Origin of the sequence: Pseudomonas rossensis, assembly GCF_039888995.1 — a bacterium.
Taxonomy (GTDB): domain Bacteria; phylum Pseudomonadota; class Gammaproteobacteria; order Pseudomonadales; family Pseudomonadaceae; genus Aquipseudomonas; species Aquipseudomonas rossensis.
Window position 1 is genome coordinate 1 of record NZ_JBBWCB010000143.1, and the last position, 13,308, is coordinate 13,308.

The 13,308-nt window shown below is 60.1% G+C and carries 11 protein-coding genes and 4 tRNA genes; 13 read left to right on the top strand and 2 right to left on the bottom strand.

Translation table 11 applies throughout. The features are described from left to right. From WLY71_RS25705 to WLY71_RS25745, 9 genes are all read left to right on the top strand, one after another. Positions 1-947 (top strand): glutamate--tRNA ligase (locus WLY71_RS25705; protein WP_347805782.1); only part of this gene is annotated, 947 nt, incomplete at its 5' end. Between the two features lie 284 nt (positions 948-1,231). Further along, positions 1,232-1,307, top strand: a tRNA-Ala gene (locus WLY71_RS25710). Between the two features lie 79 nt (positions 1,308-1,386). Beyond that, positions 1,387-1,462 (top strand) — tRNA-Glu (locus tag WLY71_RS25715). A 53-nt stretch (positions 1,463-1,515) separates the two neighbouring features. Beyond that, a tRNA-Ala gene (locus WLY71_RS25720) sits at positions 1,516-1,591 on the top strand. Between the two features lie 80 nt (positions 1,592-1,671). Beyond that, positions 1,672-1,747: transfer RNA gene (locus tag WLY71_RS25725), tRNA-Glu, on the top strand. 183 nt (positions 1,748-1,930) lie between these two features. Further along, a complete protein-coding gene (locus WLY71_RS25730; protein ID WP_134421324.1) occupies positions 1,931-2,470 on the top strand; it encodes a TetR/AcrR family transcriptional regulator in 540 nt (179 codons plus the stop codon). A 31-nt stretch (positions 2,471-2,501) separates the two neighbouring features. Further along, a complete protein-coding gene (locus tag WLY71_RS25735) occupies positions 2,502-3,335 on the top strand; it encodes an alpha/beta fold hydrolase (protein WP_347805783.1) in 834 nt (277 codons plus the stop codon). Positions 3,336-3,383: 48 nt separating this feature from the next. Beyond that, positions 3,384-3,821, top strand: coding sequence for an acyl-CoA thioesterase (locus WLY71_RS25740; protein ID WP_123365482.1), 438 nt, complete (start codon positions 3,384-3,386; stop codon positions 3,819-3,821). A gap of 50 nt (positions 3,822-3,871) precedes the next feature. Beyond that, positions 3,872-4,831 carry a tRNA dihydrouridine synthase gene (locus tag WLY71_RS25745; RefSeq protein ID WP_347805784.1) on the top strand — a complete coding sequence of 320 codons (960 nt, stop codon included), beginning with the start codon at positions 3,872-3,874 and terminating at the stop codon, positions 4,829-4,831. A 300-nt stretch (positions 4,832-5,131) separates the two neighbouring features. Here WLY71_RS25745 and WLY71_RS25750 read toward each other — a convergent pair whose 3' ends face one another. Together WLY71_RS25750 and WLY71_RS25755 are read right to left on the bottom strand one after the other, a co-directional pair. Beyond that, entirely contained in the window at positions 5,132-8,410 is a 3,279-nt protein-coding gene (locus WLY71_RS25750) for an EAL domain-containing protein (RefSeq protein WP_347805785.1), read from the bottom strand. Positions 8,411-8,475: 65 nt separating this feature from the next. Continuing rightward, positions 8,476-9,366: a LysR family transcriptional regulator gene (locus tag WLY71_RS25755; RefSeq protein WP_008151271.1), complete on the bottom strand. Its 891-nt coding sequence runs from the start codon at positions 9,364-9,366 to the stop codon at positions 8,476-8,478. A 146-nt stretch (positions 9,367-9,512) separates the two neighbouring features. On the opposite strand from WLY71_RS25755, the gene leuC reads away from it, so the two are divergent. The 4 genes from leuC to leuB form a co-directional block, all read left to right on the top strand. After that, complete coding sequence (leuC, locus tag WLY71_RS25760) at positions 9,513-10,931, top strand: 3-isopropylmalate dehydratase large subunit (protein WP_347805786.1); 1,419 nt, start codon at positions 9,513-9,515, stop codon at positions 10,929-10,931. A gap of 10 nt (positions 10,932-10,941) precedes the next feature. Continuing rightward, a complete protein-coding gene (gene leuD, locus WLY71_RS25765) occupies positions 10,942-11,586 on the top strand; it encodes a 3-isopropylmalate dehydratase small subunit (RefSeq protein WP_347805787.1) in 645 nt (214 codons plus the stop codon). A gap of 122 nt (positions 11,587-11,708) precedes the next feature. Next, the gene (locus WLY71_RS25770) at positions 11,709-12,476 is read left to right on the top strand and encodes a class I SAM-dependent methyltransferase (RefSeq protein ID WP_347805788.1); all 768 of its coding nucleotides are present in this window, start codon (positions 11,709-11,711) and stop codon (positions 12,474-12,476) included. Between the two features lie 51 nt (positions 12,477-12,527). Continuing rightward, positions 12,528-13,308: 3-isopropylmalate dehydrogenase (gene leuB, locus WLY71_RS25775; protein ID WP_347805789.1), on the top strand; the 781-nt coding region annotated here is incomplete at its 3' end.

Consider the following 13,308-nt stretch of genomic DNA (forward strand, 5'->3'; position numbering starts at 1 on the left):
ATCGTATGGACATGCAAGTGCTGATGAAGACCGACGGCCTGCCGACGTACTTCCTGGCCAACGTGGTCGATGACCACCTGATGGGCATCACCCACGTTCTGCGCGGCGAAGAGTGGCTGCCATCGGCACCGAAGCTGATTCTGCTGTACGAGTACTTCGGCTGGGAACAACCTGAGCTGTGCTACATGCCGCTGCTGCGTAACCCGGACAAGAGCAAGCTGTCCAAACGCAAGAACCCGACCTCGGTGACGTTCTACGAGCGCATGGGCTTCATGCCGGAAGCGATGCTCAACTACCTCGGTCGCATGGGCTGGTCGATGCCGGACGAGCGCGAGAAGTTCTCGCTGCAGGAAATGGTCGATAACTTCGACCTCAGCCGCGTCTCCCTCGGCGGGCCGATTTTCGACATCGAGAAACTGTCTTGGCTCAACGGCCAATGGCTGCGTGACCTGCCGGTGGAAGAGTTCGCTTCGCGCCTGCAAACATGGGCGCTGAACCCGGAATACATGATGAAGATTGCGCCGCACGTGCAAGGACGGGTTGAAACCTTCAGCCAGGTCGCACCGCTGGCCGGTTTCTTCTTCGCCGGTGGCGTGAACCCGGACGCCAAACTGTTTGAATCCAAAAAGCTGTCGGGCGATCAGGTCCGTCAGTTGATGCAATTGATTTTGTGGAAGCTGGAAAGCCTGCGTCAGTGGGAGAAGGACAGCATCACCGCAACGATTCAAGCGGTGGTCGAATCTCTGGAGCTGAAGTTGCGTGATGCCATGCCACTGATGTTTGCCGCGATCACTGGCCAGGCCAGTTCGGTATCGGTGCTCGATGCAATGGAAATCCTGGGGCCGGACCTGACCCGTTTCCGTCTGCGCCAGGCGATCGACTTGCTGGGCGGCGTGTCGAAGAAGGAAAACAAGGAGTGGGAAAAACTCTTGGGCAACATCGCCTGATCCCCACTGTTCTCTGTAGCAGCTGCCGAAGGCTGCGTTGGGCTGCGCAGCAGCCCCTTATGGCAGCAACACAATCTTGTCTGAAAGGGCAGGGTGGCCGAATCGCGAGTGCTGCGCACTCGAACGCAGCCTGCGTCAGCTGCTACAGGGACGGATACGGCCTCGGATTTACGGGGTTTAGCGGTAAGTGATTGTTATGTCGGCAAAAAACTTTGAAATATTTTAAAAATAAGTTTGACAGCTTTCCGATGCGCCATTAAGATTCGCCCCGTCCTCAGCGATGAGGGGCTATAGCTCAGCTGGGAGAGCGCTTGCATGGCATGCAAGAGGTCGACGGTTCGATCCCGTCTAGCTCCACCAATTTACACTTCAAGGTCTGGCCACACCGGTCTTGAAGCGATCAACACTCAGCGTTGATCTGTTGTATAGAAGGGTTTGCGTCCCCTTCGTCTAGTGGCCTAGGACACCGCCCTTTCACGGCGGTAACAGGGGTTCGAGTCCCCTAGGGGACGCCAGTTTTACAGAAGCGATGTTGCAAGATGTCGCTCCGCCGCGAGGCGAAAAATCCGGGGCTATAGCTCAGCTGGGAGAGCGCCTGCATGGCATGCAGGAGGTCAGCGGTTCGATCCCGCTTAGCTCCACCAATTTTACAGTTCAAGGTCTGGCCACACCGGCCTTGAATCGATCAGCTCTCAGCACTGATCAGTTGTATAGAAGGTTTTGCGTCCCCTTCGTCTAGTGGCCTAGGACACCGCCCTTTCACGGCGGTAACAGGGGTTCGAGTCCCCTAGGGGACGCCACGATTACCCGCTCTGCGGGATTTTATAAGGGTCATTCAATTATTGAATGGCCCTTTTGTTTGTCTGGCGTTTGGCCAAATCCCCTAATTCTTTCAAACTGTTCTTCAGACCAGCGGTCACATCCACGACTTGCGTAAAATTATTATGAGAATAATATTCTATTCGTAATATTCGGAGGCAACGATGAACGATAAAAAAGCTCAAACCCGCGAACGCATCCTCAAGGCTGCCAGCGCAGCGCTGATTCAGCGCGGCCCGGCCGAACCGAGCGTGGGCGAAGTGATGGGCGCGGCCGGCCTGACCGTCGGCGGCTTCTATGCGCACTTCGAAAGCAAGGACGCGATGATGCTGGAAGCGTTCAAGCAGTTGCTCGGTCATCGCCGTGGCTTGATCGCCGACATGGACGCCGAATTGACCGGCGAAGAACGTCGCGCGTTGGTTGCTGCGTTTTATCTGTCACGCAAACACCGTGATTCCTCTGAGTCCGCGTGCCCGATTCCGGCGTCGGTCGGCGAACTGGGTCGGCTGCCGGACGCGTTCCGTGTTGCACTGAATGAGCATGTGGAGTTGATGGTCGCGCAGTTGGCGGCCAGCCCGGAAGACACCGACAAAGCCTTGGCCGACATGGCCTTGATGGTCGGTGGTTTGGCTCTGGCGCGCGCGCTGGGGCCAGGAGAGTTGTCCGATCGATTGCTGCGCGCCGCCAAATCGGCGGTGCTATGACCTGAAGGCCTTGGCCTGAGGAGTGAGAGCGATGAGCACGTTGAAGTGGGTTCGTGGGGTTAATGGCACCTTGGGCTGGGTCGCACCAAAACTGGTTGCGAACATAATGCGACTGGCATTCATGACGCCGCGCGAGCTGCCGCCGCGTGATTGGGAATTGCCGCTGCTGGCGAAGTCCGAGCGAATCACCTTGCGTTTCGGCCTCTCGGCACTGCGTTGGGGGCAGGGCCCGGCCGTGTTGCTGATGCATGGTTGGGAGGGTCGGCCAACGCAGTTTGCCAGCCTCATCACCGCGCTGGTCGATGCCGGTTACACCGTGGTGGCTCTGGACGGCCCGGCTCACGGTCGCTCACCGGGCAACGAAGCGAACGTCGTGCTGTTTGCCCGAGCCATGCTTGAAGCCGCTGCCGAGTTGCCGCCGCTGCAAGCCGTCATCGGCCACTCCATGGGTGGCGCCAGTGCCATGCTTGCCGTTCAGTTGGGCTTGCGTACCGAAACCCTGGTCACTATCGCTGCCCCGGCGCGGATTCTCGGCGTGTTGCGCGGTTTCGCCCGTTACGTGCGGTTGCCACCGAAAGCCCGTTCAGCGTTCATTCGTCAGATCGAAAGAGACGTCGGCATGCGCGCTGCGGCGCTGGATGTCGCGCACTATCAGCTCGACATGCCCGGCCTGATCGTTCACGCGGAAGATGACTGCTACGTTCCGGTCAAGGAATCGCAGCTGATCAACGAGGCCTGGTTTGACAGCCGTCTGTTGCGCCTGGAAGAGGGTGGTCATCAGCGGGTACTGGCTGACCCTCGGGTGATCGAAGGCGTTCTCTCGTTGCTCGCCGGTCGCAGTCTGCAATCGCGCCAATCGGCCTGAGCATCCGTTACACTGCCCCGGTGAAAATTTTCTGACCGGGAGTGGGGCATGGGCTGGGATCGGGCAACGCCATTTATCATTGATCTGGAAGTCGGCGCAGAGGACATCGATGGGCTGGGTCACGCGAACAACGCGGTGTACGTGACCTGGCTCGAACGTTGTGCCTGGCGCCACTCCCAGCGGCTTGGCCTGGACCTGGTCGAGTATCGTCGGCTGGATCGGGCGATGGCGGTGGTGCGGCACGAGATCGATTACCTGGCCGCCGCCTATGAAGGCGATGAGTTGCAATTGGCGACCTGGATCGTCGATTGGGACCAGCGTCTGAAAATGACCCGACACTTCCAGTTGAAGCGCCCCAGCGACAACACCACGTTGCTGCGGGCGCAGACCACTTTCGTCTGCATCGAACTGTCGACCGGCAAGCCCAAGCGCATGCCAGCGGAATTCATCGAGGGCTACGGCCCTGCGTTGCAAGTCGCGATCTAATTGGCGGTTTCGAGTAAACTGCCGCACGTTTTTCGTTGAGTGTGTTTTTCATGCAAATTGCTTTGGCGCCCATGGAGGGGTTGGTCGACAACATCCTGCGGGACGTGCTGACCCGTGTGGGCGGTATCGATTGGTGCGTGACCGAGTTCATTCGGATCAACGATCAACTGCTCACGCCCGCCTATTACCACAAATTCGGCCCGGAACTGTTGACCGGCGCCCGCACCGCATCCGGCGTGCCGCTGCGGGTGCAGTTGCTCGGTTCCGATCCGGTATGCCTGGCGGAAAACGCCGCGCTGGCTTGCGAGCTGGGGTCTGAGGTGATCGACCTGAACTTCGGCTGCCCGGCCAAGACTGTAAACAAGTCCCGTGGCGGTGCGGTGCTGCTCAAAGAGCCTGAGCTGCTGAACCAGATCGTCGAACACGTGCGTCGCGCCGTTCCAGCGCACATTCCGGTGACTGCCAAGATGCGCCTGGGCTTCGACAGCCCGGACGGTGCGCTGGTTTGTGCTACGGCCCTGGCCGAAGGGGGCGCGGCGCACATCGTGGTTCACGCTCGGACCAAAACGGACGGCTACAAGCCGCCAGCCCATTGGGAATGGATCCCCCGGGTGCAGGATGTCGTCAAGGTTCCAGTGTTCGCCAACGGCGACATCTGGAGCGTTGAAGACTGGCGTCGTTGCCGCGAAATCAGCGGCGTTGAGGACATCATGCTCGGTCGCGGCCTGGTTTCGCGCCCGGACCTGGCACGGCAAATTGCCGCTGCGCGGGCTGGTGAGGACGTCGTCGAGATGACCTGGGCCGAGCTGCTGCCGCTGATTCAGGACTTCTGGCTGCAAGCCAAGGCGCAAATGACAGCACGCCAATCGCCGGGTCGCTTGAAGCAGTGGCTGGCGATGCTGACCCGCAGTTATCCCGAAGCGGTCGAGCTGTTCACCGTGCTGCGTCGTGAGACCGAACTGGATCAGGTCTCGCGTTTACTGGGTCTTCAGGTGTCCGAAGCAGCCTGAAAAAAATCTGTAAATAATCTCTTGAAAAGCAATCAGCGGTCCTTATTTGAGGATTACGCGATGCCGAATTCGGGCCGGGCCCTTTTTTGTGCCTGTCATCCAGATGATTTCAAACATTCAGCATGCTCTGTAGCAGCTGCCGAGCAGCGCGAGGCTGCGTTCGGCTGCGAAGCAGTCGTGAATTCTGCCTGCATGATTTTCCTGAAGAACCGCGAACTCTGACTTTACGACTGCTGCTTCCGAATGCGACCCAAACCGAACGCTGCCTCGCGCTGCTCGGCAGCTGCTACAAGGTCCGCGTCATTTGAGCAACTTCTGAAAATCCTCCACCGGCAGCGGCGGACTGTGCAAATACCCCTGATAGAAATGGCAGCCCAGCCCCTGCAAGAATTCCAGCTGCTCCGGCGTCTCTACCCCTTCGGCAATCACTTTCAATTCCAGGCTGCGGGCCATGGCAACGATGGCGCGGATGATCTCGGCGTCGTTGGGGTCGGTGGTGGCGTCGCGGATGAACGATTGGTCGATTTTCAGGGTGTCGACCGGCAGACGCTTGAGGTAAGTCAGCGAGGAATAACCGGTGCCGAAATCGTCCATGGCAAAACTCACGCCGAGTTTTTTCAGGCGACACATTTTGCTGATGGTGTCCTCCAGGTTCTGGATCACGATGCCTTCGGTGATTTCCAGTTTCAGCAACGAGCAGGGCAGACCGTGGCGGGCGAGGCTGTGTTCGATGCGTTCGACGAAGTCGTTCTGGCGAAATTGCCGCGGGCTGATGTTCACGCACAGGCTGAAGTCCAGCGGATCGACCAGGCCTTTGGCGATCAGCTGTTTGAAGGCGCTGCAGGCCTCGTCGACGATCCAGGTGCCAACTTCCAGAATCAGTCCGCTGTCCTCCAGCACCTTGATGAACTCGGTGGGTGATTGCGCGCCAAGTTCCGGATGGTTCCAGCGCACCAGCGCCTCGGCGCCGATGATGCGGTCGTTCCGGGCGTCGACCTGAGGCTGGTAATGCACGCGAAACTCACCCCGGGAAAGGGCCAGGCGCAGGTCGGTTTCCATGCGCAAGCGTTCGCTCGCCGCCTTCTGCATGGTGTTGTGGTACATCTGCGTGGTGTTGCGGCCCGAATCCTTGGCCCGGTAGAGGGCGATGTCGGCGCGTTTGAGCAGGTCGGTCGGGGTCGAACCGTGATCGGGAATCAGCGCGATGCCGATGCTCGGGGTTACTTGCAGGCGTTGTCCGTCGAGGAACATCGGCTCCGACAGCAGTTCACGCAAGGTGTCCGCCAGTTGCAGTACTTGCTCGCTGACCTCGTTGCGCGAGCCTTCGAGCCCGCTGAGCAGCACCACGAATTCATCACCGCCCAAACGCGCGACGGTGTCTTCCATGCGCACGCTGGCTTCAAGGCGCGCGGTGATGATTTTCAGCACGGTATCGCCCACCGGATGACCGAGCGAATCATTGATGTGCTTGAAGTGATCAAGGTCGAGAAACATCAGGGCGCCGCGCAGGTTGTGGCGCTTGAGCAGGGCAATCTGCTGACTCAGGCGATCCATCAGCAGGGCGCGGTTGGGCAGGTTGGTCAGCGGGTCGTGGTAGGCCAGGTGACGGATCTGCGCTTCGGCGTTTTTCAGCAGGCTGACGTCCCGCGCGGTCAGCAGTAGGCAGGCGGTTTCGTTGAGGGTGATCGGTTCTACCGAAACTTCGACGGTCAGCAACTCGCCGCGTTTATTGCGTCCGAGCATTTCCTGATGAAGTACCCGACCCTTGATCTGGAGTTCGGCGAGCAGCGCCGAACGTTGTTTTTCCTCGGCCCAGATGCCGACCTGATACACCGTGCGACCGACCACTTCATCGGCGCGGTAGCCGGTCAGGCGGCAGAAGCCATCGTTAACCTCCAGATAACGCCCGGTGTCGCGCTCGGTGATGGTGATGGCGTCGGGGCTGGAGTGGAAGGCCTTGGCGAACTTCTCTTCGCTGGCCTTGAGCGCGGCTTCCGAGCGTTGCTGCTGAGTGATATCGCGCAGGGTGGTGACGATGCACGGCTGGTCGCCGACGCTGATCTGGCGGCTGGAAATCACGCAGGTCAGGGCTTGCCCGTCTTTGTGCTGAACGAGGATCGCCACGTTGTTCAGACCCTGTTCGCGGATGACCTGCTCGATGCGTCGCAGGCTTTGCGCCGAAGCGTCCCATAGACCGATTTCGTCGGCGCCGCGGCCAATCACGTCGGCGGCGCTCCAGCCAAAGGCCTGGGTGAAGCTGGAGTTGATCTCGATAAATTGGCCGGTGTCCTGACGGGTCACGCAAATCGGGTCCGGGCTGACCTGGAACAGGGTGGCGAACTTCTCTTCGGACGCCACCAGAAGCTGCTCCCGCTCAACCTGGTCGGTGATGTCGAGCAGCGTACCGGCCATGCGCAGCGGGACACCGTTTTCATCGCGATAGAGCCGGGCGCGGCTTTCCAGGTAGCGCGAGCTACCGTCCAGCAGTTGCACGCGGTAGGTCAGTTGATAATTGCCGGCAGGGCCTTCTCGCAGGCTGCGATAGGCGTCGCGCATGGTGTCGCGCTCTTCGCCGGGCACGCCTTCAAAAAAATCGTCGAAGGATTCATGGAAAGGTATGGCTTCCATCCCGTGCAGTTGGGCGGCGCGAGCCGATCCATACAGCATGCCGCTGGGAATGTGCCAGTCCCAGGTGCCGAGTTGCGCTGAATCCAGCGCCAGGTCGAGGCGCTCCTGGCTGTCTTTCAGGGCATGTTCGGCGGCTTTGCGTTCGGTGGTGTCAAGGAACGTACTCAGCAGATAAGGCTGGCCTTCGAGCTCGACCTTTTGCGCGCTGAGGATGCCGTCGTGGATCTGGCCGTTGCTGGCACGAAATTGCACCTCCATGTTGATCAGTTCGCCCTTGGCCTTGGTGGCTTTGACGAGTTGCGCCCGTTGCTCCGGATTCACCCAGAGGCCCAGTTCCAGGGTGGTGCGACCGATAGCGTCCTGTACTGGCCAGCCAAACAGGCTTTCGAAATACTGGTTGGCTTCGCTGATCAGGCCGTCTTCCTGGCGAGTCAGCAGGACCATGTTCGGACACAGGTGGAACAGCGTGGCGAAGCGTTTTTCCGAGCTGCTCAACGCCTGTTCGCGCTGGCGCTGGTGGGTGATTTCACGGATGACGCCAATCATGCGTGGCCGGCCGTGTTTGTCCGGCAGCAGGCTGCCGTTGATCTCCAGCCAGTGCAGGCTGCCGTCGGGCCAGCGGATGCGGTGATGCATCGCCTGTTCCAGCGGGGCGCCAGCGATCACCGCATCGAAGGCGCGAATGGTTTTGGCCCGATCCTCTGGCGGCAGCAAGTCGAGGTATTCCAGATCCGCCGGCAGCGGTTGCCGGGGATCGAAGCCGAACAGCGCCTGGGTACCCCGCGACCAGCTGATCTGCCCACGTTCGATGTCCCAATACCAGGCGCCCAAACGTGCACCGTTTAGGGCGGCCAGCAATTGTGGGGCGCTTTCCCAGCTTTGCTCGGACCGTTTTGGGTCAAGCGCCTGTATACGCGGCATCGGCGGAATACGGTCAACAGATTTCGGCATTGGCAAGCCTTGGCTGAGTGAGGTGTCAGGTTCAGTGACTCGAGGCTCTATAGACGTAGCACAGCTTAGCCGAGAGTCCCTGGCAGATCGATTTGTGCATCCAGCAAAGCCATGAAGGCTCGTGCCGCATTCGACAGCGTCCGCTCTGTGTGCAGGATATAGCCTAGCTGGCGAGTGAGTTGTATGCCCGGTAAAGGTATTCGCGCAACCTGATCATCAAGCATGGTGCGCGGCAACACGCTCCAGGCCAGGCCGATCGAGACCATCATCTTGATGGTTTCCAGATAATTCGTGCTCATGGCGATGTTCGGCGTCAGGCCTTGAGCTTCGAACAGGCGCCGGACGATGTGGTGAGTAAAGGTGTTGCCGCCGGGGAAAACCGCCGGGTGCAGGGCAATGTCCGCCAGGCTGACCGGGCCATGACTGATCAACGAGTGCTCCGGGGCGACCACGAAGTCCAGCGGGTCGTCCCACACCGGCGTGGCCTTGACCAGTGCGTGGGGCTCCGGCGCCAGGGTGATGACCGCCAGTTCGGCACGGCCATGGAGGATTTCTTCGTAGGCCACTTCCGAATCGAGGAACTGAATATCCAGCGCCACTTGCGGGTAACGTCGGGTGAACTCCCTTAATAAGGGGGGCAAGCGGTGCAGGCCGATGTGGTGGCTGGTGGCCAGTGTCAGGCGGCCGGTCACTTCGCCGGTCAGATTGGTCAGGGCGCGGCGCGTGTCGTCCAGCACATTCAGAATCTGATAGGCCCGCGGCAGCAAGGCGCGTCCGGCTTCGGTCAGGCTCACTTCACGGCCCAGGCGATCGAACAGGCGCACCTTCAATTGCTGTTCCAGCCCGGCAATGCGCTTGCTGATGGCCGGTTGCGTCAGGTGCAGCCGTTCGCCAGCGCCGGAGAAGCTGCCGGTCTCGGCAATCGCGATAAAAGCATTGAGGTTGGCGAGGTCCATTGCGGTATTCCAGTTGGTTATCCAAAGCATGAAAAATATGAATTTGAGTTATTTAATGTAACCCCCTAGGATCGACCTCACAAGCCAAGGGGTTATTGAATCTCTCAAGATCCAGGGCATAGAAACACGCTGATGAGGACCGTCTGATGGCCGGCAAAACGCTTTACGACAAGCTCTGGGATTCCCATGAAGTGAAACGGCGCGACGATGGGTCGTCGCTGATCTATATCGACCGCCACATCATCCATGAAGTGACTTCGCCCCAAGCTTTCGAAGGCCTGCGTCTGGCCGGGCGCAAGCCTTGGCGCGTCGACTCGATCATCGCCACCCCGGACCACAACGTACCGACCACTCCGGATCGCAAGGGCGGCATTGAAGCGATCACCGATCAGGTCTCGCGTTTGCAGGTTCAGACCCTCGATGACTACTGCGATGAATATGGCATCACTGAATTCAAGATGAATGACGTGCGTCAGGGCATCGTTCACGTGATCGGTCCGGAGCAGGGTGCCACCTTGCCGGGCATGACCGTGGTCTGTGGCGACTCGCACACCTCGACCCACGGCGCGTTTGGCGCATTGGCCCACGGCATCGGGACTTCCGAGGTGGAGCACGTGTTCGCCACGCAGTGCCTGGTCGCCAAAAAAATGAAAAACATGCTGGTGTCGGTCGAGGGCAAGTTGCCGTTCGGCGTGACCGCCAAGGACATCGTGCTCGCCGTCATCGGCAAGATCGGCACCGCCGGCGGTAACGGCCACGCCATCGAGTTCGCCGGCAGCGCCATTCGCGATTTGTCCGTCGAAGGCCGCATGACCATCTGCAACATGTCCATTGAAGCCGGCGCTCGTGTTGGCCTGGTGGCTGCCGACGAAAAAACCGTGGCTTACGTCAAGGGTCGTCCATTTGCCCCGAAAGGCGCGGAATGGGATCTGGCGGTCGAAGCCTGGAAAGACCTGGTGTCCGACGCTGACGCCGTGTTCGACACCGTGGTCGAGCTCGACGCCAATCAGATCAAGCCGCAAGTCAGCTGGGGCACTTCGCCCGAGATGGTCCTGGCGGTTGATCAGAACGTGCCGGACCCGGCGAAGGAAATGGACCTGGTCAAGCGCGGTTCCATCGAGCGCGCCTTGAAATACATGGGTTTGAGCGCCAATCAGGCGATCACCGACATTCAACTGGACCGCGTCTTCATTGGTTCCTGCACCAACTCGCGGATCGAAGACTTGCGCGCTGCGGCGGTGATCGCCAAGGGCCGTAAAGTCGCTTCGACCATCAAGCAAGCCATCGTGGTGCCGGGCTCGGGCCTGGTGAAGGCGCAAGCCGAGGCCGAAGGCCTGGACAAGATTTTCCTCGAAGCCGGTTTCGAGTGGCGTGAACCGGGTTGCTCGATGTGCCTGGCGATGAATCCGGACCGTTTGGAGTCGGGCGAGCATTGCGCCTCGACCTCCAACCGGAACTTCGAAGGGCGTCAGGGCGCCGGTGGCCGTACGCACCTGGTCAGCCCGGCCATGGCCGCGGCGGCTGCCGTCCACGGTCGTTTCATCGACGTTCGCGAACTGATCTGAGGAACCGCACATGAAAGCTTTTACCCAACACACCGGTTTGGTCGCGCCATTGGACCGTGCCAACGTCGACACTGACCAGATCATTCCGAAGCAGTTCTTGAAGTCGATCAAGCGCACCGGTTTTGGCCCGAACCTGTTTGACGAATGGCGCTACCTGGACGTGGGTTATGCCTACCAGGACAACTCCAAGCGTCCGCTGAACAAGGATTTCGTCCTCAACGCCGAGCGTTATCAAGGTGCCAGCGTGCTGCTGGCCCGCGAGAACTTCGGTTGCGGCTCCAGCCGTGAACACGCGCCGTGGGCGCTGGAAGAGTACGGTTTTCGCAGCATCATCGCGCCGAGCTACGCCGACATCTTCTACAACAACAGCTTCAAGAACGGCTTGTTGCCGATCATTTTGAGCGACGCTGAGGTGGATGAGCTGTTCCAGCAGGTTGAAGCCAATCCGGGTTACGAGTTGACGGTCGACCTGCAAGCCCAGACCGTCACCCGGCCTGATGGCAAGGTCTACAGCTTCGAACTTGACGAGTTCCGCAAGCATTGCCTGGTCAACGGCCTGGACGACATCGGCCTGACCTTGCAGGACCACGAAGCGATTGCGGCGTTTGAAGCCAAACACCGTGCGAGCCAGCCGTGGTTGTTTCGCGACGTTTGATGTTTTGAGGTGACCGTTAAAAAGATCGCAGCCTTCGGCAGCTCCTACGCCGATCTCTGTAGGAGCTGCCGCAGGCTGCGATCTTTTGATCTTCAAACCCGACAACACATACGGATATCACCATGACCAGCAACGCCCAGCACAGCCAAGTCGTACAAAAGCAATTCGGTGAACAAGCCTCGGCCTATCTGAGCAGCGCCGTACACGCTCAGGGCACCGAATTTGCGTTGCTACAGGCTGAACTGGCAGGGCAGGGCGATGCCCGGGTGCTGGACCTGGGCTGCGGCGCCGGTCACGTGAGTTTTCACGTAGCGTCGCTGGTCAAGGCAGTGGTGGCCTACGATTTGTCGCAGCAGATGCTCGACGTGGTGGCCGGTGCCGCCGTCGATCGCGGTCTGACCAACGTGTCCACCGTGCTGGGCGCCGCCGAGCGCCTGCCATTCGCCGATGGCGAATTCGATTTCGTCTTCAGCCGTTATTCGGCGCACCATTGGAGCGATCTCGGCCTGGCCCTGCGAGAGGTTCGCCGGGTGCTGAAGCCGGGCGGCGTGGCGGCGTTCATCGACGTGTTGTCACCGGGCAGTCCGTTGTTCGACACTTACCTGCAAAGCGTCGAAGTGCTGCGCGACACCAGCCATGTGCGCGATTATTCCGCCGGCGAGTGGTTGCGTCAGGTCAGCGAAGCGGGGTTGCATACCCGTAGCACCACCCGTCAACGGCTGCGACTGGAGTACACCTCCTGGGTCGAGCGCATGCGCACGCCGCAGGTAATGCGCGCGGCAATCCGCGAGTTGCAGCAGTCGATGGGCAATGAAGTACGCGAATATTTTGAAATTGAGGCCGATGGTTCGTTCAGTACCGATGTGCTGGTGCTGATGGCCGAGCGATAGACTTTTTCCGGGCGTGCCTCAGGGCGCACCGACTGATGACATGAGGAAAGCATGAGCAAGCAGATTCTGATTCTCCCAGGTGACGGTATTGGCCCGGAAATCATGGCCGAAGCGGTCAAGGTGCTGGAGCTGGCGAACGACAAGTACAGCCTGGGCTTCGAGCTGAGCCATGACGTGATCGGTGGCGCTGCCATCGACAAGCACGGCGTGCCGCTGGCTGACGAAACCCTGGACCGTGCACGCGCGGCCGACGCTGTACTGCTCGGCGCCGTGGGCGGCCCGAAATGGGACACCATCGAGCGTGACATTCGCCCTGAGCGCGGCCTGCTGAAGATTCGTGCGCAACTGGGCCTGTTCGGCAACCTGCGTCCGGCGATCCTGTACCCGCAACTGGCCGAGGCGTCTAGCCTGAAGCCAGAAATCGTGGCTGGCCTGGACATCCTGATCGTCCGTGAACTGACCGGCGGTATCTACTTCGGCGCGCCACGCGGTACCCGCACCCTGGAAAACGGCGAGCGTCAGGCTTACGACACCCTGCCGTACAGCGAAAGCGAAATCCGCCGCATCGCCCGCGTCGGTTTCGACATGGCCATGGTGCGCGGCAAGAAGCTGTGCTCGGTGGACAAGGCCAACGTACTGGCCTCCAGCCAGCTGTGGCGTGAAATCGTCGAGCAAGTGGCCAAGGATTACCCTGAAGTCGAACTGAGCCACATGTACGTCGACAACGCCGCCATGCAGCTGGTGCGCGCACCGAAGCAATTCGACGTGATCGTCACTGACAACCTGTTCGGCGACATTCTGTCCGACCAGGCGTCGATGCTCACCGGTTCCA